The organism is Pseudomonas sp. GD04015 (genome assembly GCF_029837675.1).
GTDB lineage: Bacteria > Pseudomonadota > Gammaproteobacteria > Pseudomonadales > Pseudomonadaceae > Aquipseudomonas > Aquipseudomonas paralcaligenes.
This window is the reverse complement of sequence record NZ_JAOEEE010000013.1, coordinates 1-20,116: the sequence shown is the minus strand read 5'-3', so window position 1 is coordinate 20,116 and position 20,116 is coordinate 1. Positions and strand designations below refer to the sequence as shown.

Annotated in this window: 18 protein-coding genes and 1 pseudogene; 9 read left to right on the top strand and 10 right to left on the bottom strand. The window is 68.1% G+C overall.

Features of this window, described 5'->3' with window-relative positions:
- Positions 1-8: 8 nt before the first annotated feature.
- Both N7640_RS13125 and N7640_RS13120 read left to right on the top strand, forming a co-directional pair.
- Complete coding sequence (locus N7640_RS13125) at positions 9-2,186, top strand: type I secretion system permease/ATPase (protein WP_279904408.1); 2,178 nt, start codon at positions 9-11, stop codon at positions 2,184-2,186.
- Complete coding sequence (locus N7640_RS13120) at positions 2,176-3,537, top strand: HlyD family type I secretion periplasmic adaptor subunit (RefSeq protein ID WP_279904409.1); 1,362 nt, start codon at positions 2,176-2,178, stop codon at positions 3,535-3,537. The genes N7640_RS13125 and N7640_RS13120 overlap by 11 nt, the downstream gene beginning before the upstream one ends.
- On the opposite strand, the gene N7640_RS13115 is transcribed toward N7640_RS13120, so the two are convergent.
- Entirely contained in the window at positions 3,524-4,147 is a 624-nt protein-coding gene (locus N7640_RS13115; RefSeq protein ID WP_279906204.1) for a TetR/AcrR family transcriptional regulator, read from the bottom strand. The two genes, N7640_RS13120 and N7640_RS13115, sit on opposite strands and share 14 nt — an antisense overlap.
- A gap of 95 nt (positions 4,148-4,242) precedes the next feature.
- Between N7640_RS13115 and N7640_RS13110 the strand changes: the two genes are divergently transcribed.
- Entirely contained in the window at positions 4,243-5,343 is a 1,101-nt protein-coding gene (locus N7640_RS13110; RefSeq protein ID WP_279904412.1) for a DUF2855 family protein, read from the top strand.
- Positions 5,344-5,379: 36 nt separating this feature from the next.
- Here the strand turns inward: N7640_RS13110 and N7640_RS13105 are convergent.
- From N7640_RS13105 to ada, 4 genes and pseudogenes are all read right to left on the bottom strand, one after another.
- Positions 5,380-5,622: pseudogene (locus tag N7640_RS13105) on the bottom strand (NAD(P)-binding domain-containing protein); the annotation flags it as partial.
- A gap of 281 nt (positions 5,623-5,903) precedes the next feature.
- Positions 5,904-6,653 (bottom strand): methyltransferase domain-containing protein, encoded by a 750-nt coding sequence (locus tag N7640_RS13100; RefSeq protein WP_279904413.1) that lies wholly within the window; start codon positions 6,651-6,653, stop codon positions 5,904-5,906.
- Between the two features lie 33 nt (positions 6,654-6,686).
- Positions 6,687-6,992, bottom strand: coding sequence for a nucleotide pyrophosphohydrolase (locus tag N7640_RS13095; RefSeq protein WP_279904414.1), 306 nt, complete (start codon positions 6,990-6,992; stop codon positions 6,687-6,689).
- Positions 6,993-7,050: 58 nt separating this feature from the next.
- Positions 7,051-8,076 (bottom strand): bifunctional DNA-binding transcriptional regulator/O6-methylguanine-DNA methyltransferase Ada, encoded by a 1,026-nt coding sequence (gene ada, locus N7640_RS13090; protein ID WP_279904415.1) that lies wholly within the window; start codon positions 8,074-8,076, stop codon positions 7,051-7,053.
- A 196-nt stretch (positions 8,077-8,272) separates the two neighbouring features.
- Between ada and N7640_RS13085 the strand changes: the two genes are divergently transcribed.
- Positions 8,273-9,475, top strand: a complete 1,203-nt coding sequence (locus N7640_RS13085) for an HD domain-containing phosphohydrolase (protein WP_279904416.1) — start codon at positions 8,273-8,275, stop codon at positions 9,473-9,475.
- 820 nt (positions 9,476-10,295) lie between these two features.
- Here the strand turns inward: N7640_RS13085 and N7640_RS13080 are convergent.
- Entirely contained in the window at positions 10,296-10,589 is a 294-nt protein-coding gene (locus N7640_RS13080) for a DUF2218 domain-containing protein (RefSeq protein ID WP_279904417.1), read from the bottom strand.
- 11 nt (positions 10,590-10,600) lie between these two features.
- Positions 10,601-11,242, bottom strand: a complete 642-nt coding sequence (locus tag N7640_RS13075) for an NAD(P)-dependent oxidoreductase (protein WP_279904418.1) — start codon at positions 11,240-11,242, stop codon at positions 10,601-10,603.
- A 102-nt stretch (positions 11,243-11,344) separates the two neighbouring features.
- Here N7640_RS13075 and N7640_RS13070 point away from each other — a divergent pair, with 102 nt between their 5' ends.
- Positions 11,345-12,232: a LysR family transcriptional regulator gene (locus N7640_RS13070; RefSeq protein ID WP_279904419.1), complete on the top strand. Its 888-nt coding sequence runs from the start codon at positions 11,345-11,347 to the stop codon at positions 12,230-12,232.
- Between the two features lie 66 nt (positions 12,233-12,298).
- Complete coding sequence (locus N7640_RS13065) at positions 12,299-13,186, top strand: PA4780 family RIO1-like protein kinase (protein WP_279904421.1); 888 nt, start codon at positions 12,299-12,301, stop codon at positions 13,184-13,186.
- Positions 13,187-13,336: 150 nt separating this feature from the next.
- Here N7640_RS13065 and N7640_RS13060 read toward each other — a convergent pair whose 3' ends face one another.
- From N7640_RS13060 to N7640_RS13050, 3 genes are all read right to left on the bottom strand, one after another.
- Complete coding sequence (locus tag N7640_RS13060) at positions 13,337-13,642, bottom strand: DUF4880 domain-containing protein (RefSeq protein ID WP_279904422.1); 306 nt, start codon at positions 13,640-13,642, stop codon at positions 13,337-13,339.
- Positions 13,639-13,884 (bottom strand): sigma factor-like helix-turn-helix DNA-binding protein, encoded by a 246-nt coding sequence (locus tag N7640_RS13055; protein ID WP_279904423.1) that lies wholly within the window; start codon positions 13,882-13,884, stop codon positions 13,639-13,641. Before N7640_RS13055 ends, N7640_RS13060 begins: the two co-directional genes overlap by 4 nt.
- Before the next feature lie 94 nt (positions 13,885-13,978).
- On the bottom strand, positions 13,979-15,355 hold the full coding sequence (locus tag N7640_RS13050) for an L-serine ammonia-lyase (protein WP_279904425.1): 1,377 nt from the start codon (positions 15,353-15,355) through the stop codon (positions 13,979-13,981).
- Positions 15,356-15,557: 202 nt separating this feature from the next.
- On the opposite strand from N7640_RS13050, the gene N7640_RS13045 reads away from it, so the two are divergent.
- The 3 genes from N7640_RS13045 to N7640_RS13035 form a co-directional block, all read left to right on the top strand.
- Positions 15,558-15,974 (top strand): group II truncated hemoglobin, encoded by a 417-nt coding sequence (locus N7640_RS13045; RefSeq protein ID WP_279904426.1) that lies wholly within the window; start codon positions 15,558-15,560, stop codon positions 15,972-15,974.
- Between the two features lie 209 nt (positions 15,975-16,183).
- A complete protein-coding gene (gene tssI / locus N7640_RS13040) occupies positions 16,184-18,433 on the top strand; it encodes a type VI secretion system tip protein TssI/VgrG (RefSeq protein ID WP_279906203.1) in 2,250 nt (749 codons plus the stop codon).
- Positions 18,434-18,449: 16 nt separating this feature from the next.
- Positions 18,450-20,116: DUF6531 domain-containing protein (locus N7640_RS13035; RefSeq protein WP_279906079.1), on the top strand; the 1,667-nt coding region annotated here is incomplete at its 3' end.

The following is a 20,116-nucleotide window of genomic DNA, read 5'->3' as shown; positions in this document are numbered from 1 at the left end:
GGAACCCGATGAGCAGTACCGAGAGCCAGCCCGTGTCCGCCGTGCCCCACCCGACGTTGCACCTGGGCGACCCCCGTGCGCGCCATGACGACCCGCTGCTGGACGGCCTGCTGGCGCTCTGCGCGTTGCACCGGCGCCCGGCCACCCGGGCCATGCTCAGCGCCGGCCTGCCGCTGCCGGCCCAGCGCCTGTCGCCCGAGCTGTTGCCCCGCGCCGCCGCCCGCGCCGGCCTGCAGGGACGCTGGCTGCACCGGCCGCTGCGGCAGATTCCGGCCATCGCCCTGCCGGCGCTGCTGCTGCTCAAGGAGGGCCGCACCGCCGTCCTCCTGGCCCGCGAGGGCGACCAGGCGCGCCTGCTGCTCGGCGAGAGCGACGGCGGCGAGGTGTGCGTGGCCCTCGACCTGCTGGAGGAGGACTACAGCGGCGAAGTGTTCTTCGCCCAGCCGCGCCACGCCTTCGATCAGGACCGCGAGAGCCTGATTCCACGTACCCGCGCCTGGTTCCGCGACACCCTGGCGCGCTCGCGCTGGCTGTATATCGACGCGGTGGCGGCCAGCGTGCTGATCAACCTGATCGGCCTGTTCGCCCCGCTGTTCGTGATGAACGTCTACGACCGGGTGGTGCCGAACCAGGCCGAGGCCACCCTGTGGGTGCTGGCGGTCGGCATTTCCGGCGCCTTCCTGTTCGACCTGCTGCTCAAGACCATGCGCGGCCTGTGCCTGGACCTGGCCGGCAAGAAGACCGACCTGATCATCTCCGCCAGCCTGTACCAGCGCATCGTCGGCATGGCCATGAAGATGCGCCCGGCGCGGGTCGGCAGCTTCGCCCAGCACATCCACGAGTTCCAGGTGCTGCGCGACTTCCTCGCCTCGCTGACCCTGACCAGCCTGATCGACCTGCCGTTCACCCTGCTGGTGCTGGCGGTGATCGCCTGGCTCGGCGGCCACCTGGTGTGGATTCCGCTGCTGGCCTTCCCCCTGGCCCTGGGCCTCGGCTGGCTGCTGCAGCGGCCGCTGGCCGAGACCATGGAGCGCACCATGGCGCTGTCCGCCGAGCGCCAGTCGAGCCTGATCGAGACCCTGGCCGGGCTCGACGCGGTCAAGGTCAACAACGCCGAGAGCGAGCGCCAGTATCTGTGGGAGCAGACCATCGGCACCCTCGGCCGCCTGGAGCTGCGCGCGCGCATGCTGTCGAGCCTGGCGCTCAACCTGACCGGCTTCATCCAGCAACTGGCCGGGGTGGTGACCATCGTTCTCGGCGTGTACCTGATCATCGCGGGCGAGCTGAGCATGGGCGGGCTGATCGCCTGCTACATGCTTGGTACCCGCGCGCTGGCGCCGCTCGGCCAGTTGTCCGGGTTGCTCACCCGCTACCAGCAGGCGCGGGTGAGCATGCAGAGCATCGACCAGATGATGGCGCTGCCGCAGGAGCGCGAGGAGCAGGCCCGCACCCTCAGCCGCCCGCAACTGCGCGGGGCCATCGAATGCCGTCAGCTGGAATTTCGCTATCCGCAGCAGCAGGGCGCTGCCCTCAGTGGCATCGACCTGCGCATCGCGCCCGGCGAGAAGGTCGGCATCATCGGCCGCAGCGGCTCGGGCAAGAGCTCCCTGGCCAAGCTGCTGGTGGGCCTGTACCAGGCAGACGCCGGCCACCTGCTGGTGGACGGCGTGGACGTGCGCCAGCTGGACGTCGGCGACCTGCGCCACAACATCGGCTACGTCGCCCAGGACATCCAGCTGTTTTCCGGCAGCCTGCGCGACAACCTGGTCAGCGGCGCCCGCTACGTGGAGGACGAACTGGTGCTGCAGGCCGCCGAACTGGCCGGGGTACACGAGTTCGCCCGCCTGCACCCGCAGGGCTACGAACTGCCGGTGGGCGAGCGCGGCCAGCTGCTCTCCGGCGGCCAGCGCCAGGCCGTGGCCCTGGCCCGCGCGCTGCTGCTGGACCCGCCGATCCTGCTGCTGGACGAGCCCACCAGCGCGCTCGACAACACCGGCGAGGAGCGCCTCAAGCAGCGCCTGAAACCCTACATCGCCGACAAGACCCTGGTGCTGGTCACCCACCGCACCTCGCTGCTCAGCCTGGTGGACCGGCTGGTGGTGATCGACCGCGGTCGCATCGTCGCCGACGGGCCGAAGGCCGAGGTGATGGACGCGCTCAAGGGGGGGCGCATCCATGTGGCGTGACAGCTTCTCCCAGCAGCTGCGCGGCTACTTCCGCGGTCGCGAGTCCCTGGCCGGGCAGCCCTTGCCGGAAGTGCGCAAGGCGCTGATCGAGGATGCCCCGCGGCTGGTGCGCCTGACCCTCTGGAGCCTGATCGGCTTCAGCCTGTTCGCCCTGCTGTGGGCGCATTTCGCCGTGGTCGACGAAGTCACCCGCGGCGACGGCAAGGCCATTCCCTCATCCAAGCTGCAGAAGATCCAGAACCTGGAGGGCGGCATCGTCGCCGAGCTGTTCGTCCGCGAGGGCCAGGTGGTGGAGGCCGGCGCGCCGCTGCTGCGCCTGGACGACACCCGCTTCGCCTCCAACGTCGGCGAGACCGAGGCCGATCGCCTGGCGCTGCTGCTGCGGGTGGAGCGGCTGGCCGCCGAGGTCGAGGAACGCGAACCGGAGCTGCCGGCCAACGCGCTGGAGGCCGTGCCGAGGCTGGCCGCCAGCGAGCAGGCGCTGTACCAGAGCCGCCGCCAGCAGTTGCAGGACGAGGTGGCGGGCCTGGAGGAGCAACTGGTGCAGCGGCGCCAGGAACTGCGCGAGTACGTCTCCAAGCGCGACCAGTACCAGCGCGGGCTGAACCTGCTGCGCCAGGAGATCGACATGTCCGAGCCGCTGGTGGCCAAGGGCGCGATATCCCAGGTGGAAGTGCTGCGCCTGCGCCGCTCGGAAGTGGAGAACCGCGGCCAGCTGGACGCCACCACCCTGGCGATTCCCCGCGCCGAATCGGCGATCAAGGAGGTCGAGCGCAAGATCGCCGAGACCCGCTCGCGCTTCCGCAGCGACGCGCTCACCCAGCTCAACGAGGCGCGCACCGAGCTGAGCAAGGTGCAGGCCAGTGGCAAGGCGCTGGAGGACCGGGTCAACCGCACCCTGGTCACCTCGCCGGTGCGCGGCATCGTCAAGCAACTGCTGGTCAACACCATCGGCGGGGTGATCCAGCCGGGCAGCGACCTGGTGGAGATCGTGCCACTGGACGACACCCTGCTGGTGGAAGCGCGCATCCGCCCGCAGGACATCGCCTTCCTGCATCCCGGGCAGAAGGCGATGGTCAAGTTCACCGCCTACGACTACACCATCTACGGCGGCCTGCCGGCCCAGCTGGAGCAGATCGGCGCGGATACCATCACCGACGAGGAAGGCAACAGCTTCTACCTGATCCAGCTGCGCACGGAGAAGAGCCACCTGGGCAGCGAGGAGAGCCCGCTACTGATCATCCCGGGGATGGTGGCGTCGGTGGACATCATCACCGGGCACAAGAGTGTGTTGAGCTATCTGCTCAAGCCGATCATCCGGGCGCGGGGGGAGGCGCTCAGGGAGCGCTAGGGCTTTCCAGGGCGCCCTGTATCAGGCGCTCCGTCTCCTCCAGCCATTCCTGCAGGCGCATGGCGTCGAGCTGGCCGAGTGCCGCGTAGCGCCGGCCGCCCCAGACCATCAGGAACAGCGCCTCGACCCGGACTGGCGGCGTGGGCTGAGGCAGGTCCGTGCAGGCGTCGAATACCTCCTGCCACTTGCCGAGCAGTTCCTGGTAGGCACGCAGGTGGTGCTTGGGTTCGGCGACTCTGGCCTCCAGCCCCGCCATTTCGTAGGTGAACAGCTGGTACATGGATTCCTGCGGGCCGCAGCTCAGCCGCAGCAGGCGCGACAGCCGGGTACGCCAGTCCAGCGGCGGCGTGATCACCTGCTGGTCGATGTGCTCCAGCAGCTGCTCGATGCAGTGGCGGATGTAGCCCGAGAGCAGCGCCTCCTTGCCGGGGAAATATTCGTACAGGGTGCCCACCGCGAAGCCCGACTCCAGCGCCACTGCACGGGTGGTGACGGCGTCCCAGCCGTCGCGCTGCAGAATCCGAACGAAGGCCTGGTAGATGGCCTCCACGGTGAACTGGGCGCGTGCCTGGCGTGGACGCTTGAGCGGCTTGGTTCTGGGCCTCTCCACCTCCATGCTGGTTGCGCCGCGGTTTCCGAACCCGTTCTTGTGCATCGCCCTCTAACCTGTGGCTCATCATCAGTCGATCGCCAGAGGACCCGCAAATGCCCCCATCCGTCAAGCTGACCCGCCTGCTCACGCACAAGGGCGCACTCGACCAGAGCCGCATCGACAGCCTCGACTTCGACCTGACCCCGGCGCCCGGAGAGGTCATCCTCAAGCCCGACCATTTCGCGCTGACCACCAACAACATCACCTACGCGGCGTTCGGCGACTCCATGCGCTACTGGGATTTCTACCCGACAGGCGAGGCCGACTGGGGGCACATGCCCGTGTGGGGATTCGCCGACGTGGTCGCGTCGGGCGTAGAGGGCATCGAGGTGGGCGCCCGCTACTACGGCTACTACCCGATCGCCACCTATGCCCGGATCAGGGCGGGCGTGACCCCGCGTGGCTTCCGCGCCCTCGACGAGCACCGTGCCGAGCTGCCGACGCCGTACAACCAGTACCCGCTGTGTTCGGCCGATCCCTACTACAGCCTGGCGCACGAAGACCTCCAGGCACTGCTCAAACCGCTGTACCTGACCTCGGCGATGCTCGCCGATTTCCTCATCGACAACGATTTCTTCGGCGCCAGGCGTCTGGTGTTCTCCAGCGCCTCCAGCAAGACCGCCTACTGCACCCTGTTCTGCCTGGAAGAACACGATATCGAGTGCATCGGGCTCACCTCGCCCGGCAACATCGCCTTCGTCGAGCAGCTTGGCTGCTACGACAGCGCCGTGGCGTACCGGGACCTGGAGCGACTCGATGCCGGCGTGCCGACCGTCTACGTCGATTTCTCCAGCGACCTGGCCCTGCGCGACCGGGTGCATGCGCACTTCGCCGACCAGCTGACCTACAGCTGTGTGGCCGGCTCGGCGCAGAACACCGAGGAGGCCGAGTACAAGGCCGCCAGCGGGCCGGAGCCGAAGATGTTCTTCGCGCCGATCCAGATGCGCAAACGCAATGTCGACTGGGGTTCGGGCGGTGTCTCGCGCTATGTCGGCGAGGGCATGGTGAAGTTCTACCAGCGCGTGGAGAACAGCGGCACGCAGCTGGTCGAGGTGGTGCATAACGAAGGCTACGAAGCCGCCGCCGAGATCATCTCCGGTCTGGTGCACGGCCGCCTGCCGCCACAGCAAGGGCAGATCGTCCGCCTGCGCTGAGCCGGGGCGAGCGTGACAGCTGGTTCGTCACGCTCGCAGGCTGTCTTCGCCCAGGTAGAGGCTTTCCACGTGGCGGTTGGCGGGCAGCATGCTGACCACCACGGCGGCGTCCCTGACCGTGTCGGCGGCGCTGCCGGCGGGCTGGGCGCCTTCGGTGACCAGGGTGTCGACGGCTTCCTTGACCAGGTCGAAGACGCACACGGCGAAGCCGTTCTTGAGCAGGTAGCGGGCCATGGGCAGGCCCATGTGGCCGAGGCCGATGAAGGCGATCTGGGTCATTGTTGTTGTTCTCCTCGTGTGTCCGCGTGGGGCCATGAGTGGGGGCGGCTGGGCGGCATTCCGATTGGCCGCGAAATTCGCGGATAAATCCGCTCCCACAAGGCGTGCAACATCTAACGGGGACATAGCCTTTGCGATAGTGACAGCTGATGCGAGCAGGCCTCGTTTTCAGTCTCGTCTTTTCGGGTGAATCACCTTCTCCAACCGCATCTGCGAAGACGCTGTAGACAGCCTGATTCCGCAGGAGCTGAAAGCAATCCGGGTGCGCCCCGTGTCCGGAGCTACAGCGGCCGGCAGATCCAGTGCAGGTAGCGGCCCAGGCCGGCGAAGCCGGGATGGCGCCGGTAGGCCAGCTCCATTTCCAGCAGGTCGGCCAGTTCGGCCTTGGCCTGGAATTCGCTCGGCATGTAGTCGTGGAACACGCGTACGCCACTGCGGTTTTCGACCCGCCAGCGTCCTTCGAGTTGCGTCGCCAGTTCGCGCGGGTCGAGCGGTTTCTGCGGCGTCAGGCTCTGGCCCTCGCCGGCGAAGCGTTCCTTGCGCAGCTTGCGGAAGTGGCCCTTGAGCAGGTTGCGGTAGACCAGCGCATCCTTGTTGTAGAAGGCCAGCGACAGCCAGCCGCCGGGTGCGGTGAGCTGGTGCAGCACGGGCAGGATGGCGTGGGGCTCGGACAGCCATTCGAGCACGGCGTGGCAGAGCACCAGGTCGTAGGGTTCGGTGAGCCGGCCCAGCAGGTTCTGCCAGGGCGCCTGGATGAATTGCGCCTCGACGCCCGCAGCGGCGAAGCGCTGACGGGCGCCTTCGAGCATGGGCTCGGCGGGTTCCGCCAAGGTCACGGCGTGGCCGCGCTGGGCCAGCCACAGGCTCATGTGGCCGAGCCCGGCGCCGACGTCCAGCACCCGCAACGGGCGTTCCGGCAGCGCCTCCTTGAGGTCGGCCTGGAGTACGGCCAGGCGGATGGCGCCCTTGGCGCCACCGTAGATTTTCTCGGCGAAGCGGGTAGCGAGTTCGTCGAAGTGCCGGTCAGTCAAGGGTGCCTCCACGGGCGCTGTGCGAGGGCGGGGTCACGATACGAAGCGCCGCTCGTTGTCGGCCAGCTTGGCACGCACCGCCTGGTCCATGTCGATGCCCAGCTCGGCGCACAGCAGCAGGAGGTAGAGCACGATGTCGCCGATCTCCTGGCCGGCGTGTTCCAGCCGCTCGGCATCGAGCTTACGGGCCTGGTCTTCCGACAGCCACTGGAAGATTTCCACCAGCTCGGCCATTTCCACGCTGGCGGCCATGGCCAGGTTCTTCGGGTTGTGGAAGCGGCGCCAGTCGTTGTGGTCGCGGATGGCGTGCAGGCGGCGGGTGAGTTCGGCGATGTCCATGGAGCGCTCCTTCGGGGCGCATAGCTTCGGCCGGAAGGGGCGCCGCGGCAAGCCCCGCCTACTCGGCTTCCTTTTCCAGCAGCGCCTGTTTGCGCGGCACGCCCCAGCGGTAGCCGGTGAGCGCGCCGCTGGCGCCTATTACCCGGTGGCAGGGCACCAGCAGCCCCAGCGGGTTGCTGGCGCAGGCGCGGGCGACGGCGCGGGCGTGGCTGCCCAACTGCTCGGCCAGCTCGCCGTAGCGTCGCGTCTGCCCCGGCGGAATGCTGCGCAGGGCCTGCCACACCTGCTGCTGGAAGGCTGTGCCGCGCATGTCCAGCGGCAGGTTGGCGGCCCGCGTCGGTTCCTCGACCTGGGCCAGTACCTCGCGCAGCCAGTCGCGCAGTCCGCGCTGGTCACGCTTCAGTTCGGCGGCGGCGAAGCGCTGGTGCAGCTCCGCTTCCAGCTCAGCCTCGTCGTCGCCGAACAGCAGCGCGCAGACGCCCTTGTCGCTGGTGGCGAGCAGCAGCAGGCCCAGCCGGCAGTCGGTGATGGCGTAGCGCAGCACTTCGCCGGCTCCCTTGCGCCGACGCTCGGCGGGGCTCAGGGCGGAGGCTTGCTCGTACAGGGCGCGGGTGCCGGAGTAGCCGGCGTCCAGCGCTGCCTGGAGCACCGAGCCGGCGCGGGGCAGGGCGGCCTCCAGGCGCTGGCGGCGGCGGGCGTCGAACCAGGCTCTGGGCGTCATCCCGGTGCGGGCCTTGAAGGCGCGCGCCAGGTGCGAGGCGGACAGGCCGATGCGCGCCGCCAGCTGTTCCAGGGTCGGCGCCTTGTCGCTGTTCTCCAGCAGGCGGCAGGCGGCCACCACCAGCTCGTCGAGCTGTTCGGCCGGGCTGCGGCCCTGCGGCGTGCAGCGGCGGCACGGACGATAGCCGGAGGCCTCTGCGCTGGCCGGGTCGGCGTGGAAACTGACGTTGTCGCGGCGCGGCCGGCGCGCCGGGCAACTGGGCCGGCAGTAGATGCCGGTGCTGCGCACGGCGAAGACGAAGCGGCCGTCCTGATCGGCGTCGCGGTCGCATACGGCCTGCCAGCAGTGGTCCTGATCGAGCATGGTGGTCTCCCGGTGGTGGCTCGCCGAATGGCGGTCCCCCGAATCTGCATGGAACGATTGTCGATCCGTCCGTCGGTACTGCCAATCCACATCTGACTTTCAAACCGCCGCCTGCCAGGAACCGACTCAGCGGAGCGCGATCAATACTTCACGGCCCGCCGCGCGAGGCGGCGCGGCCCCGGACAAGGAGCGGATGATGGCGGAGATGCTCGACCGGCCCGACCAGCCGGTATTGCTGCTGGTGGACGATACGCCTGAGAACCTCATGCTGATGAGCGAGCTGCTGGCCGACAGCTACCGGGTCAAGGTCGCCGACAGCGGCGCCATGGCGCTGCGCATCGCGGCCGCCAGCCCGCCGCCGGACCTGATCCTGCTCGACATCATGATGCCGGAGATGGACGGCTACGAAGTCTGCCGCCGGCTCAAGGCCGACCCCGCCACCGCGGAGATCCCGGTGATCTTCCTGACCGCCATGGCCGACCGCGACGGCGAGCAGTACGGCTTCGACCTCGGCGCCGTGGACTACATCACCAAGCCGATCCGCCCGCACCTCCTCCTCGCGCGGATTCGCGCGCACCTGCAGATCAAGGCCGGCGCCGACTTCCAGCGCGACAGGAGCGAGTACCTGGAGCTGGAGGTGAAGCGCCGCACCCGCGACATTCAGCGCCTGCAGGAGGTGACCATCGAGGCCATGGCCAAGCTGGCGTCGATGCGCGAAAACCCGCGAGGCAGGCACCTGGAGCGCATCGAGCTGTACATGGTCGAACTGGCCGCCACCCTGGCCCGTCAGCAACCGCCCATGGCCGCCGAACTGGACGAGGAGCGCATCGCCCAGCTGGGCAAGTCGGCGCTGCTGCACGGCATCGGCAAGCTGACCCTGCCGGACCGCATCCTGCTCAGCCCGGTGCCCTTGCAGGGCGAGGACCTGGAGCTGCTGCACGGCCACATCATCGCCGGGCGCGACGCGCTGCTGGCGGCCGAGGCCAAGCTGGGCAGCGTGCCGAACTTCCTGCGCGATGCCCGCGACATCGTCTACAGCCAGCACGAACAGTGGGATGGCGGCGGTTACCCGCAGGGGCTGCGCGGTGAGAGCATCCCGCTGGCGGCGCGGCTGATGGCGGTGGCCGGCGCCTACGAGGAACTGACCAGCCGCCACACCTATCGGCAACCGCTGGAGCATGAGGAAGCAGTGGCGCAGATCAGCGCCGCCAGCGGCACGCGCTTCGACCCCTCGGTAGTGTTGGCATTGATCGAGGCGGCTGAGCGCTTCGCACGGATCGCCCGGGAACATGCCGACGGCGCCGCGGCCATCCACTATGAGATGCAGCGGCTGGAAGAGTCCCTCGGCGAGCCCATCGAAATGACCCTGCCTGCGCGCAGGACTGCTCCCGAGGCCTAGTTCGGGGCATCGGTACCGGGATGCTCCGTGCCACCTACGCTCCCGTCGTCCCCGCGCAGGCGGGGACCCAGGATGTGCTGTCTTGCCCGCGTCTGGATTCCCGCCTACGCGGGAATGACGGGGTTTACTGGTTGCTTCGATCGTATAGGGTCGTCAGCCGACGGGCCTGACACAGAGTCGCTGCCATCTTCCGCGACGCTTGATGATTGGGTAGGCGGAGTGCTGGGCTTTTACACACTCCGTCGTCCCCGCGCAGGCGGGGACCCAGGACGCGCTGTCTTGCCCTCGACTGGATTCCCGCCTGCGCGGGAATGACGGGATTTCCTGGTTGCCTCGTTCGTGTGGGGTCGTCGGCCGACGGGCCTGACGCAGAGCCGCCGTCATCTTCCGCGACGATTGATGGTTGGGTAGGCGGGGTGCTGTGCCCCTACGTACCCCTCAGTGACCCCGTCGTCCCCGCGAAGGCGGGGACCCAGGACGCGCTGTCTTGCCCAGAGACTGGATTCCCGCCTACGCGGGAATGACGGGATTTGCTGGTTGCATTGTTCGTATAGGTCGTTAGTCGACGGCTCTGATGCAGAGCCGCCGCTATCTTCCGCGACGATTGATGGTTGGGTAGGCGGGGTGCTGGGCTTCCACGCACTCCGTCGTCCCCGCGCAGGCGGGGACCCAGGATGTGCTGTCTTGCCCGCGACTGGATTCCCGTCTGCGCGGGAATGACAGGATTTCCTGAATGCCTTGTCCGTATAGGGTCTGCACCCGACTGCCCGGATGCAGAACCCGCCGTCGACACAGCTCCAGCCGTTTCGGCCCGACCGCCTCAGCCCTGCTTCTGCCAGTCCAGCGCCAGCGCTTCCTGCCAGGCGAAGCGCTCGAAGTGGCTGGCCACCACGTGTTCCAGCTTCTCCAGATCATCGTCGTTGGCAGCCTGCACCCGCAGGCTCAGGCCGCCGTCTTCCGCCTGCAGCAGGGCCAGGCCGAACTCGAATTCCACGCGCCCCTGGCGCTCGTCGAACTCGACCGGGACCTTGTGGGCGAAGTGTTTGCACAGGCGGCCAATGTAGCGCGCTGGCGTGTCGGTGGCGACGAAGGCGCGGGATTGCACATGAGTCATGGACGGTCTCCTCAGTAGGCCAGGGTGAAGCGCTGGCGCACGTGGCGCGGTTGCTCTGTCTCGTCGAGCAGGGCGACGGCCAGGTCGGCCACCGAGATATGCCCCGGCTGGCCGTCCTTGAGCAGCAGCTCGTCGCCACCCAGGCGGAACTGGCCGGTGCGTGGGCCGGGCTCCAGGTGGGCGGCGGGGGAGAGGAAGGTCCACTCCAGTTCGCGCTCTTCGCGCAACTGGTCGAGGGCCTGGCGCGCGCCCTCGGCGCCTTCCTTGTATTCGACGGGGAAGCCTTCGCTGTCGATCAGTTGCTTGCCCGGCGCCACGTACAGGCTGCCGGCACCACCCACCACCAGCAGGCGCTTGAGCCCGGCGGCCTTAGTCGCGGCGACGATGGCGCGGCTGCCGGCGATGAACTGCTCGCGGATGTCGGCCACGCCCCAGCCGGGGTTGAAGGCGCTGAGCACGGCGTCGTGGTCGCGCAGGTGGTTGGCGAGGGCGGCCACGTCATGCACGTCGGCTTGCACCGCGACGAGGTTGGCGTGCTGCGGCAGCTTCTCCGGGTGGCGGACCAGGGCGGTCACCTGGTGGCCGCGGTTCAGGGCTTCTTCGAGCAGGGCGGAACCGACGTAGCCGGTGGCGCCGATCAGGGCGAGTTTCATGGAGGTTTCCTGGGTGCGTTGAATGTGGTCTACATAATCGCCGCTGGATAAAGCCAGGAAAAAGCGGCCTAATCCGCTTTGACAATTAAGCGGAGCTTAATAATGGAGCAGCTCAAGCGCATGGCCCTGTTCGCCACGGTGGTGGAGAAGGGTTCCATGGTGGCCGCCGCCGAGTCGCTGGGCATGACCGCCTCGGCGGTCAGCCAGCAGATCCGCAAGCTGGAGGAGAGCACTCGGGTCAGCCTGCTGCACCGCACCACACGCCGGCTGACCCTGACCGAAGCCGGCGAGCAGCTGTACCAGAGCTGCCGGCAGATCGTGCAACTGGCGCAGCAGGCCGAGCAGCGCCTGGCCGAGCTGCGCGATGCGCCGGTGGGCGAGTTGCGCATCGCGGCGCCGGTGGGGTTCTCCGGCCACCTGATCACCGACGCCCTGGCGCCGCTGCTGCGCGCTCATCCGCAACTGAGCCTGCGGCTGTTCTTCCAGGACGAGCAGATCGACCTGATCGAGCAGCGCATCGACCTGGCCATCCGCGTCGGCAGCCTGGAGGACTCCAGTCTGGTCGCACGCCATATCGGCGACTGGCCGATGCTGCTGTGCGCCGCACCCTCCTACCTGGCGCGCTGCGGCCCGATCGACGGGCCCGAGCGGCTGAGCGAACTGGACTGGCTGAGCCTCGGCCAAGAGCGCGGCGCCCAGGTGACGCTGCACGGGCCGGCGGGCGCGGTGCAGCGCCTGCGGGTGGAGGGGCGGGTGGTGTGCAACAACATTCTTTCGGTGCGCCAGTTCACCCTGGCCGGCATGGGCCTCTCGCTGCAGCCGGAGCCGGAGATCCGCGAGCTGCTGGCCCGGGGCGAGCTGCTCGTGGTGCTGCCGCGCTGGCAGCCGGCGGCCATCGGCCTGCACCTGGTCACGCCCCGGCGCGACGCCCAGCCGGCCAAGGTGCGCTACGCCATCGAGGCCCTGCGGCGCTCGCTGACGGTGGGCTAGCTGGGCGGCGAGGGCGGATTGCCGTATAAGGGCGGAATTGTCACCAGTGGAAACCCGATCAGTTCGATGAAAACCCCGAAACGCCTGGAACCCCTGCTCGAAGATGGTCTGATCGACGAGGTGGTACGGCCGCTGATGAGCGGCAAGGAAGCCTCGGTCTACGTGGTGCGCTGCGGCGGCGAGCTGCGTTGCGCCAAGGTCTACAAGGAGGCCAACAAGCGCGGCTTCCGCCAGGCCGCCGAGTACCAGGAGGGGCGCAAGACCCGCAACAGCCGTGACGCCCGCGCCATGGCCAAGGGCAGCAAGTATGGCCGCAAGGAACAGGAGGACGCCTGGCAGAACGCCGAAGTGGCCGCGCTGTTCCGCCTGGCCGCGGCCGGCGTGCGGGTGCCCAAGCCCTACGATTTCCTCGACGGCGTGCTGCTGATGGAGTTGGTCGACGATGGCTACGGCGATGCCGCGCCCCGGCTCAACGACGTCGACCTGCTGCCCGAGGATGCCCGCGAGTTCCATGCCTTCATGATCGGCGAAATCGTCAAGATGCTCTGCGCCGGCCTGGTGCACGGCGACCTTTCGGAATTCAACGTGCTGCTGGACCCCTACGGCCCGGTGATCATCGATCTGCCCCAGGCGGTGGACGCCGCTGCCAACAACCATGCCTTCAGCATGCTCGAGCGCGACGTGCGCAACATGGCCGAGTATTTCGGCCAGTTCGCCCCGGAACTGCTGGAGACCCGCTACGCCAAGGAGATGTGGGCGCTCTACGAGGAAGGCGAGCTGACCCCCGAGACTTCGCTCACCGGCCACTTCGACGAGCCGGAGGAGCAGGCGGACGTCGGCGCGGTGATGCGCGAGATCAAGGCCGCCCTGATCGAGCAGGAGCGCCGCGAGGCGGCCCGCAACGCCGAGGACGCCCCCCGCGACGAACCCCCGCCGCCTCCCTGGGCGCAATAGTTGTTTGCGCTAGGGTCTGTACGAAAAGTCGTCGAGCGAAGGTCAGACAAGGCAAAAGAGGCGAGGAAGCGGAGTTTACGGCTGTAAATGAGCATTCCGAGTCTCTTTTTAACGCAGTATCACCGAGCACAGGTACTTTTTGTACAGAACCTAGGGGGCGCCCCACCAGAGCAGGCCGCCGATTGCCAGCCCGAGCAGGCAGGCGGCCAGCGCCGGGCCGCGCAGATGGCTCAGGGATGGGCGGTGGTACCAGCCGTTGCCGGCCAGCCGGTGGGCCGGTGCGTCGAGTTTCCGCCAGAGCAGTTCGACGTCGTGGAACGCCTCGGCATTGGCCGGGTCGCTGTCCAGCCAGCGGCGGAAGTCGATGCGCTCGCTGGCCGGCAGCTGCGGGTTCTGCAACCGCACGTACCAGTGGGTCGCCGTATCCTGGCGCTGCCGTTCGGGGGAACTCTTCACCCTCGGGTCCCGCTCCGCTGGCACTGCCGAAGGACCCGGAGCATGTTCTTTTCCACCAGATCCATGGAGATGCCGAGCCGTTCGGCGATGTTCTCGTAGGAGAGACCATCCAGGCGGCTGAGCAGGAATACCTGCTGGCTGCGTCGCGGCAGCCCGCGCAGGCGGCGCGACAGCAGTTCCAGTTCCTGGATGGGGTGCAGCTCGCGCAGAGGGTGGGGCGGGAAGGGCGATGATGTGTTCATGGCTCGATGGCGGCGCAGGGTTGGGCTTGAAGTTGCGAGAGTAATACGCCCGAGAATTATTCTCAAATACTGGTTGAGGCGGCCTCTACCACCTTCAGCATTCGATGATGTTGACCGCCAGGCCGCCGCGGGCCGTTTCCTTGTACTTGCTCTTCATGTCCGCGCCCGTCTCGCGCATGGTGCGGATCACCCGGTCCAGCGAGATGAAGTGCTGGCCGTCGCCGCGCAGGGCCATGCGCGCGGCGTTGATCGCCTTCACCGAGCCCATGGCGTTGCGCTCGATGCAGGGCACCTGAACTAGCCCGCCGACCGGGTCGCAGGTCAGGCCGAGGTTGTGTTCCATGCCGATCTCGGCGGCGTTCTCCACCTGGGCGATGGTCCCGCCGAGCACTTCGCACAGGGCGCCGGCGGCCATCGAGCAGGCCACGCCGACCTCGCCCTGGCAGCCCACTTCGGCGCCGGAGATGGAGGCGTTCTCCTTGTACAGGATGCCGATGGCGGCGGCGGTGAGCAGGAAGCGCGCCACGCCGTCGTCGCTGGCGCCGGGCACGAAGCGCCGGTAGTAGTGCAGCACCGCCGGCACGATGCCGGCCGCGCCGTTGGTGGGCGCGGTGACCACGCGGCCGCCGCTGGCGTTCTCCTCGTTCACCGCCAGGGCGTAGAGGTTGACCCAGTCCATCACTGTCAGTGGGTCGCGCAGGCTGGCCTCGGGGTTCTGGCTGAGCTGGCGGTGCAGGGCGGCGGCGCGGCGGCGCACCTTGAGGCCGCCGGGCATGATGCCCTCGTTCTGGCAGCCGGCGGCCACGCAGTCCTGCATCACCTGCCAGATGTTCAGCAGCCCGGCGCGGGTCTCGGCCTCGGGGCGCCAGGCCGCCTCGTTGGCCAGCATCAGCTGGCTGATGGACAGGTCGTGCTCGGCGCACTGGCCGAGCAGCTCCCTGGCGGTCCTGAACGGGTAGGCGAGGGCGGTCTTGTCCTCGACGATGCGGTCGGCGCCGGCGGCTTCCTCGTCCACCACGAAGCCGCCACCCACCGAGTAGTACTCGCGCGAGCGGAGCTGCAGGCCGGCGCCGTCGAAGGCGCGGAAGACCATGCCGTTGGGGTGGTAGTCCAGCGGCTTGCGGATCATCGCCAGGTGTTCCTTCTCGACGAAGCGGATCGGCTTGTCGCCGCCCAGCTTCAGCTGCCCGCTGGCGCGCATGGCGGCGAGGCGGGCGTCGATGGTCGAGGTATCGACGCGGTCCGGCTGCTCGCCCTCTAGGCCGAGCAGCACCGCCTTGTCGCTGCCGTGCCCCTTGCCGGTGGCGCCGAGGGAGCCGTACAGCTCGACCCTGAGGCTCTGCGTGGCGTCGAACAGCCCCTCCCGGCGCAACCCTTCGACGAAGCGGGCGGCGGCGCGCATCGGCCCCACCGTGTGGGAGCTGGACGGGCCGATACCGATCTTGAAGAGGTCGAATACGCTGAGGGCCATGGGCTGTTCCTGTGACTCGCTGGTCAGCAGCTTACACCCGATGCCTGCGGCGATCGGTCGCGGATGCGACCCGGAGTTGCCGTCCTTCGCCGTGCATGCCATGCACACAGCGCAACGGCGGGAGGGCTAAGTGCCTGATCCAGCTCAACTTGGCGTCTTGCCGGCGGGGCTAGAATGCCGGCATTGCAAGGAGGAGCGGGTAATGAGCGAACAGTACGGTGTCGGCGACGCATCCTATCGGGCCGCGGGTGGCCTGGAAGGGTTGCGCCGCCTGGTGGAGGACTTCTACCGATTCATGGATGCGCTGCCGGAAGCCGCGGAGGTGCGCGCGATGTACCCGGAGGAACTGGCCGTGGCGCGCGACAAGCTGGTCTGCTTTCTCAGCGGCTGGCTCGGCGGGCCGAAGCTGTTCGCCGAGAAGTACGGCTCCATCGCCATTCCCAGCTTCCATGCTCAGTGGCCGATCGGCCCGGAGCAGGCGGAGGCCTGGCTGGTGTGCATGTCCCGCGCGGTGGCCTGCCAGCGCTACGCGCCCGATTTCGTCGACTACCTGATGGCCCAACTGCACGCCCCGGCCCAGCGCATCGTCCAGGCCAGCGCCGCCCGCCACGCGCCATGACGCCATTCGTAGGGTGCACCGCGCAGGAGCGTCTCTGCAGCTTCCGGTGCGCGTAGCGCACCCTGCAAACGCCGGCGACAAGTGAGACCTGTTCGTCGTTTACGGCAAATCCGAATTGTTGTAGCTGCTCTGTTCGGTTGAAATTGACAGGGTCGGTATGGCCGTCGCAGGAGGCGACGGCCAGCTGTAGCTTGCAGGGAGGCGAGCGGATGAACAGAGTACTTAACGTCACCACGGTATTCGGTGACGACGCGCTGCGCTTTTCGACCCTGAACGGCCACGAGGAAATCTCCCGGCTGTTCGACATGACGCTGGTCATGAAGAGCGAGCAGAAGGGCCTGGACCCCCAGGCCATCCTGGGCACCCCAGTGACGGTGGCGATCGAGCTGGCCGGCGGTGCGCGGCGCCACATCAACGGCCAGTGCGAGCAATTCGCCCTGGTCGGCAAGGAAGGCCGCCACTACCTCTACCAGGCCCGGCTCAAGCCCTGGCTGTGGTACGGCACGCGCCGCAGCGACTACCGCATCTTCCAGAACATGACCGCGCCGGACATGGTCAAGCAGGTGCTGGGCAACTACCCGTTCCCGACCCGCTTCATGCTCACCCGCAGCTACCGCGTGTGGGAATACTGCGTGCAGTACCGCGAGAGCGACACCCAGTTCGTGATGCGCATGCTGGAGAACGAGGGCATCTGGTTCTGGTTCGAGCACAGCGCCGGCGAGCACGTGATGGTCATCAGCGACGACATCGGGCTGTGCAACCCCTATCCCGGCTACGCCAGCATTCCCTACTTCGACCCGGACGTGACCTACCCGGACGAGGACCACATCGACACCTGGTCCTCCGGTGGCTCGGTCAAGCCGGGGCAATACATGTCCCACGACTACAACTTCACCATGCCGCGCTCGGACCTGGCGGTGCGCCGCGACCAGTCGCCCGGGCATGCCCACGGCAGCTACGAAATCTTCGACTATCCGGGTGGCTACACCAACCTGGGCGAGGGTGAGGCCTACGCCCGGGTGCGGGTCGAGGAACTGCAGAGCGCGCACCTGCGCGGCCAGGCGACGGGGCGGGCGCGGGGACTGGCGCCGGGCTACCTGTTCACCCTGGAGCGCCACCCCAGCGCGAGCCAGAACCGGGAATACCTGGTGGTGGCGGCGCACTACCAGTTCAGCGACAACGACTACGAGGCGGCCAGCGGCTCGAGCAGCCACGTACTGCGCATCCGGGTCGAGACGCACCCGTCGGACCAGCCGTTCCGCGCCCAGCGGCTGACACCCCGGCCGCAGACCATGGGCCCGGACACGGCGACAGTGACGGGGCCGAAGGGCCAGGAAATCTACACCGACGAATACGGCCGGGTGAAAGTGTCGTTCCCGTGGAACCGCTACTGCAGCAAGGACGAGAACAGCTCCTGCTGGATACGCGTGTCGCACCCGTGGGCAGGCTCGAGCTTCGGTGGCATCCACCTGCCGCGGATCGGCCAGGAAGTGCTGGTCGACTACCTGAACGGCGACCCGGACCGTCCGGTGATCACCAGTCGGCTGTACAACGCCTTCCAGATGCCGCCGTGGCAGTTGCCGGCCAACGCCACCCAGTCGGGCATCCTGACCCGATCCAGCCTGGGCGGTGGCTACGAGAACGCCAACGCGCTGCGCTTCGAGGACCGCAAGGGCGAGGAGCAGCTGTGGATCCACGCCGAGAAGAACCAGGACATCGAAGTCGAGAACGACGAGACGCACTGGGTAGGCAACGACCGCAGCAAGACCATCGACCGCGACGAGACCAGCCACATCAAGCGCGACCGTACGGAGACGGTGGACCGTGACGAGACGATCACGGTGCATGGCAACCGCAAGGAAGAAGTGGACGGCAACGAGACCATCGACATCCATCAGAACCGTACGGAAACGGTGGATGGCAACGAGAAGGTGACGATCCACAAGAACCGCACGAAAAAGGTGGACCTGAACGAGACGGACCGGATCGGCAAAAACTGGTCGATCAACGTGGGGATGAACAAGACCGAGACGATCAGCCTGGCGTACATGCAGAACGTCGGCCTGGGGCGCATGGAAAACGTCGGGCTGGGGTACAACCTCAACGTCGGCATGATGATGGTCACCAACGTGGGCATGAGCCGCTCCGACCGCATCGGCCAGAGCCACAGCGCGTCGGTGGGCAAGTCCTACAGCCTCAGCGTGGGTGGCGGCGGTGGGGGAGGCGCCGGTGGTGGTCAGAGCATGGCCAAGAACATCGTGGCGCCGTCCGGAGAGGGAGCGTCCCCGGGTGGTGGCGCCAGTTCGGTGGACATCGACGGCTCCAGCATCACTCTGAGCAGCGACACCATCGAGCTGAAGGCGGACAGCGAGATCACCCTGCGCTGTGGGCAGAGCATCATCCGCATCACGCCGAGCGAAATCGAAATCCTGTCGCCCAAAGTCGACATCAACTGCTGAACCAAGGAGGGTCCAGATGACGGAATCCGCAGGCCTGCCGGTGTCGCATATCGGCCACGAAGTGGCGGGTGCGGTGATCGTTACCGGCTCCCCCAACGTATTCGTCGGCAGCACGGCGGTGGGGATGGCCGACCAGCCCTCCGCCTGCTCGCCGAGCGTCGGCCAGCCGGTCAACCCGATCCTGGGCGCCAAGCTGCTGCCGGCGGAAACCGACTTCGTCCTGCCGGCACCGATGCCCTTCACCTTCAGCCGTGGCTACCTGTCGCGCAACGTGCGCATCGGCAGCCTGGGCCAGGGCTGGTCCCTGCCCGGCGAGGGACTGGGCCTGGAACTGGATACCGACAGCACCACCCTCACCGACGCCCAGGGTCGGCGCATTGCCTTTCCTGCCCTGAAGCCGGGCGCCTCGTACTACTCCGGCAGCGAGCGGCTGTGGATGCGCCGTGGCGGCGCCGAAGCGGACCAGCCCTGCGAGCCATGGGGCCGGCGCTGGACCGGCGTGCCCGAGGCGGTGCAGCAGCACGAAGGCTCCGTCGTACTACTGTCCGGCCAGGGCTTCGTGCACTTCCGCCGCGAGCCGGCCGGACGCTGGCGCCTGCACGCCACTTTCGACCGCAACGGCTACCGCAGCGAATTCGGCTGGGGCGAGCAGGGCGTGCTGTCGAGCGTGCGCGACAGCGCCGGGCGCAGCTACGCCCTGGTCTACCAGCGCCTGTTCGAGGCCCGCGAGACGGACCATGGCTTGCGCCTGCTCGGCGTGATCCTGGCCAATCCGGCCGGCCCTATCCCCGCCGGCTTCGACCCCGCCCACCCGGACAACGACTGGCTGGTGCGCTACGACTTCAGCGCCGAGGGCGACCTGAGCCAAGTGCGCAACCGCATCGGCGAGGTGGTGCGCACCTTCACCTGGCACAACCACCTGATGACCGGCCACGGCCAGCCCGGCGGCGTGGACATGCGCTACGAATGGGACCGCCACGACCCGCAGGGCAAGGTACTGCGCCAGATCGAGGCGGACGGCCTGACCCACACCTACCACTACCGCGACGACTACACCGAAGTCACCGACAACCTGGGCCGCAGCCAGCGCTACGCATTCACCGGCGAAGGCGGTCTGCGCCGCTGGAGCGCCCACGTGCGCGCCGACGGCAGCCGGGTCGAGTATGAACACGACCTGTTCGGCCGGCTGGTGGCGACCCGGGACGCTCTGGGCCGGACGAGCCGGCGCTACCTGGACGGCGAAGGCCGCCCGCTGGAAACCCAAAGCCCCGGCGGCGCCTCGCAGCGCCACACCCTCGACCCCGAGACCGGCTGGCCGCTCGGCCTGCAGGACGCCGAGGGCCGACGCTGGGCCCTGACCCGCGACGAGCGCGGCAACCTCACCCATATACTCGACCCGCTGGGCGAACAGACCCGCTACGAATACACCCACCCGCAACTGCCCGACCGCCCCACCCGCATCATCGACGCCAAGGGCGGTGCCAAGACCCTGGCCTGGAACCGCTACGGCCAACTGGTCAGCTACACCGACTGCTCGGGCCACACCACCCACCACGAATACGATGACCAAGGCCGGCTCATCGCCAGCCGTGATCCCCTGGGCCAGCGGGTGGTTCGCCACTACGATCGCCTCAATAGACTTATCGGCCTGCGCCTGGCCGATGGCACGGGCGAGCAATACCG

Excerpts from the sequence above, each read along its gene's own strand:
- N7640_RS13125 (WP_279904408.1), top strand. The coding sequence starts at position 9 with ATGAGCAGTACCGAGAGCCAGCCCGTGTCCGCCGTGCCCCACCCGACG.
- N7640_RS13120 (WP_279904409.1), top strand. The coding sequence starts at position 2,176 with ATGTGGCGTGACAGCTTCTCCCAGCAGCTGCGCGGCTACTTCCGCGGT.
- N7640_RS13110 (WP_279904412.1), top strand. The coding sequence starts at position 4,243 with ATGCCCCCATCCGTCAAGCTGACCCGCCTGCTCACGCACAAGGGCGCA.
- N7640_RS13095 (WP_279904414.1), bottom strand. The coding sequence starts at position 6,992 with ATGGACATCGCCGAACTCACCCGCCGCCTGCACGCCATCCGCGACCAC.
- ada (WP_279904415.1), bottom strand. The coding sequence starts at position 8,076 with ATGCTCGATCAGGACCACTGCTGGCAGGCCGTATGCGACCGCGACGCC.
- N7640_RS13085 (WP_279904416.1), top strand. The coding sequence starts at position 8,273 with ATGGCGGAGATGCTCGACCGGCCCGACCAGCCGGTATTGCTGCTGGTG.
- N7640_RS13080 (WP_279904417.1), bottom strand. The coding sequence starts at position 10,589 with ATGACTCATGTGCAATCCCGCGCCTTCGTCGCCACCGACACGCCAGCG.
- N7640_RS13075 (WP_279904418.1), bottom strand. The coding sequence starts at position 11,242 with ATGAAACTCGCCCTGATCGGCGCCACCGGCTACGTCGGTTCCGCCCTG.
- N7640_RS13070 (WP_279904419.1), top strand. The coding sequence starts at position 11,345 with ATGGAGCAGCTCAAGCGCATGGCCCTGTTCGCCACGGTGGTGGAGAAG.
- N7640_RS13065 (WP_279904421.1), top strand. The coding sequence starts at position 12,299 with ATGAAAACCCCGAAACGCCTGGAACCCCTGCTCGAAGATGGTCTGATC.
- N7640_RS13055 (WP_279904423.1), bottom strand. The coding sequence starts at position 13,884 with ATGAACACATCATCGCCCTTCCCGCCCCACCCTCTGCGCGAGCTGCAC.
- N7640_RS13050 (WP_279904425.1), bottom strand. The coding sequence starts at position 15,355 with ATGGCCCTCAGCGTATTCGACCTCTTCAAGATCGGTATCGGCCCGTCC.
- N7640_RS13045 (WP_279904426.1), top strand. The coding sequence starts at position 15,558 with ATGAGCGAACAGTACGGTGTCGGCGACGCATCCTATCGGGCCGCGGGT.
- tssI (WP_279906203.1), top strand. The coding sequence starts at position 16,184 with ATGAACAGAGTACTTAACGTCACCACGGTATTCGGTGACGACGCGCTG.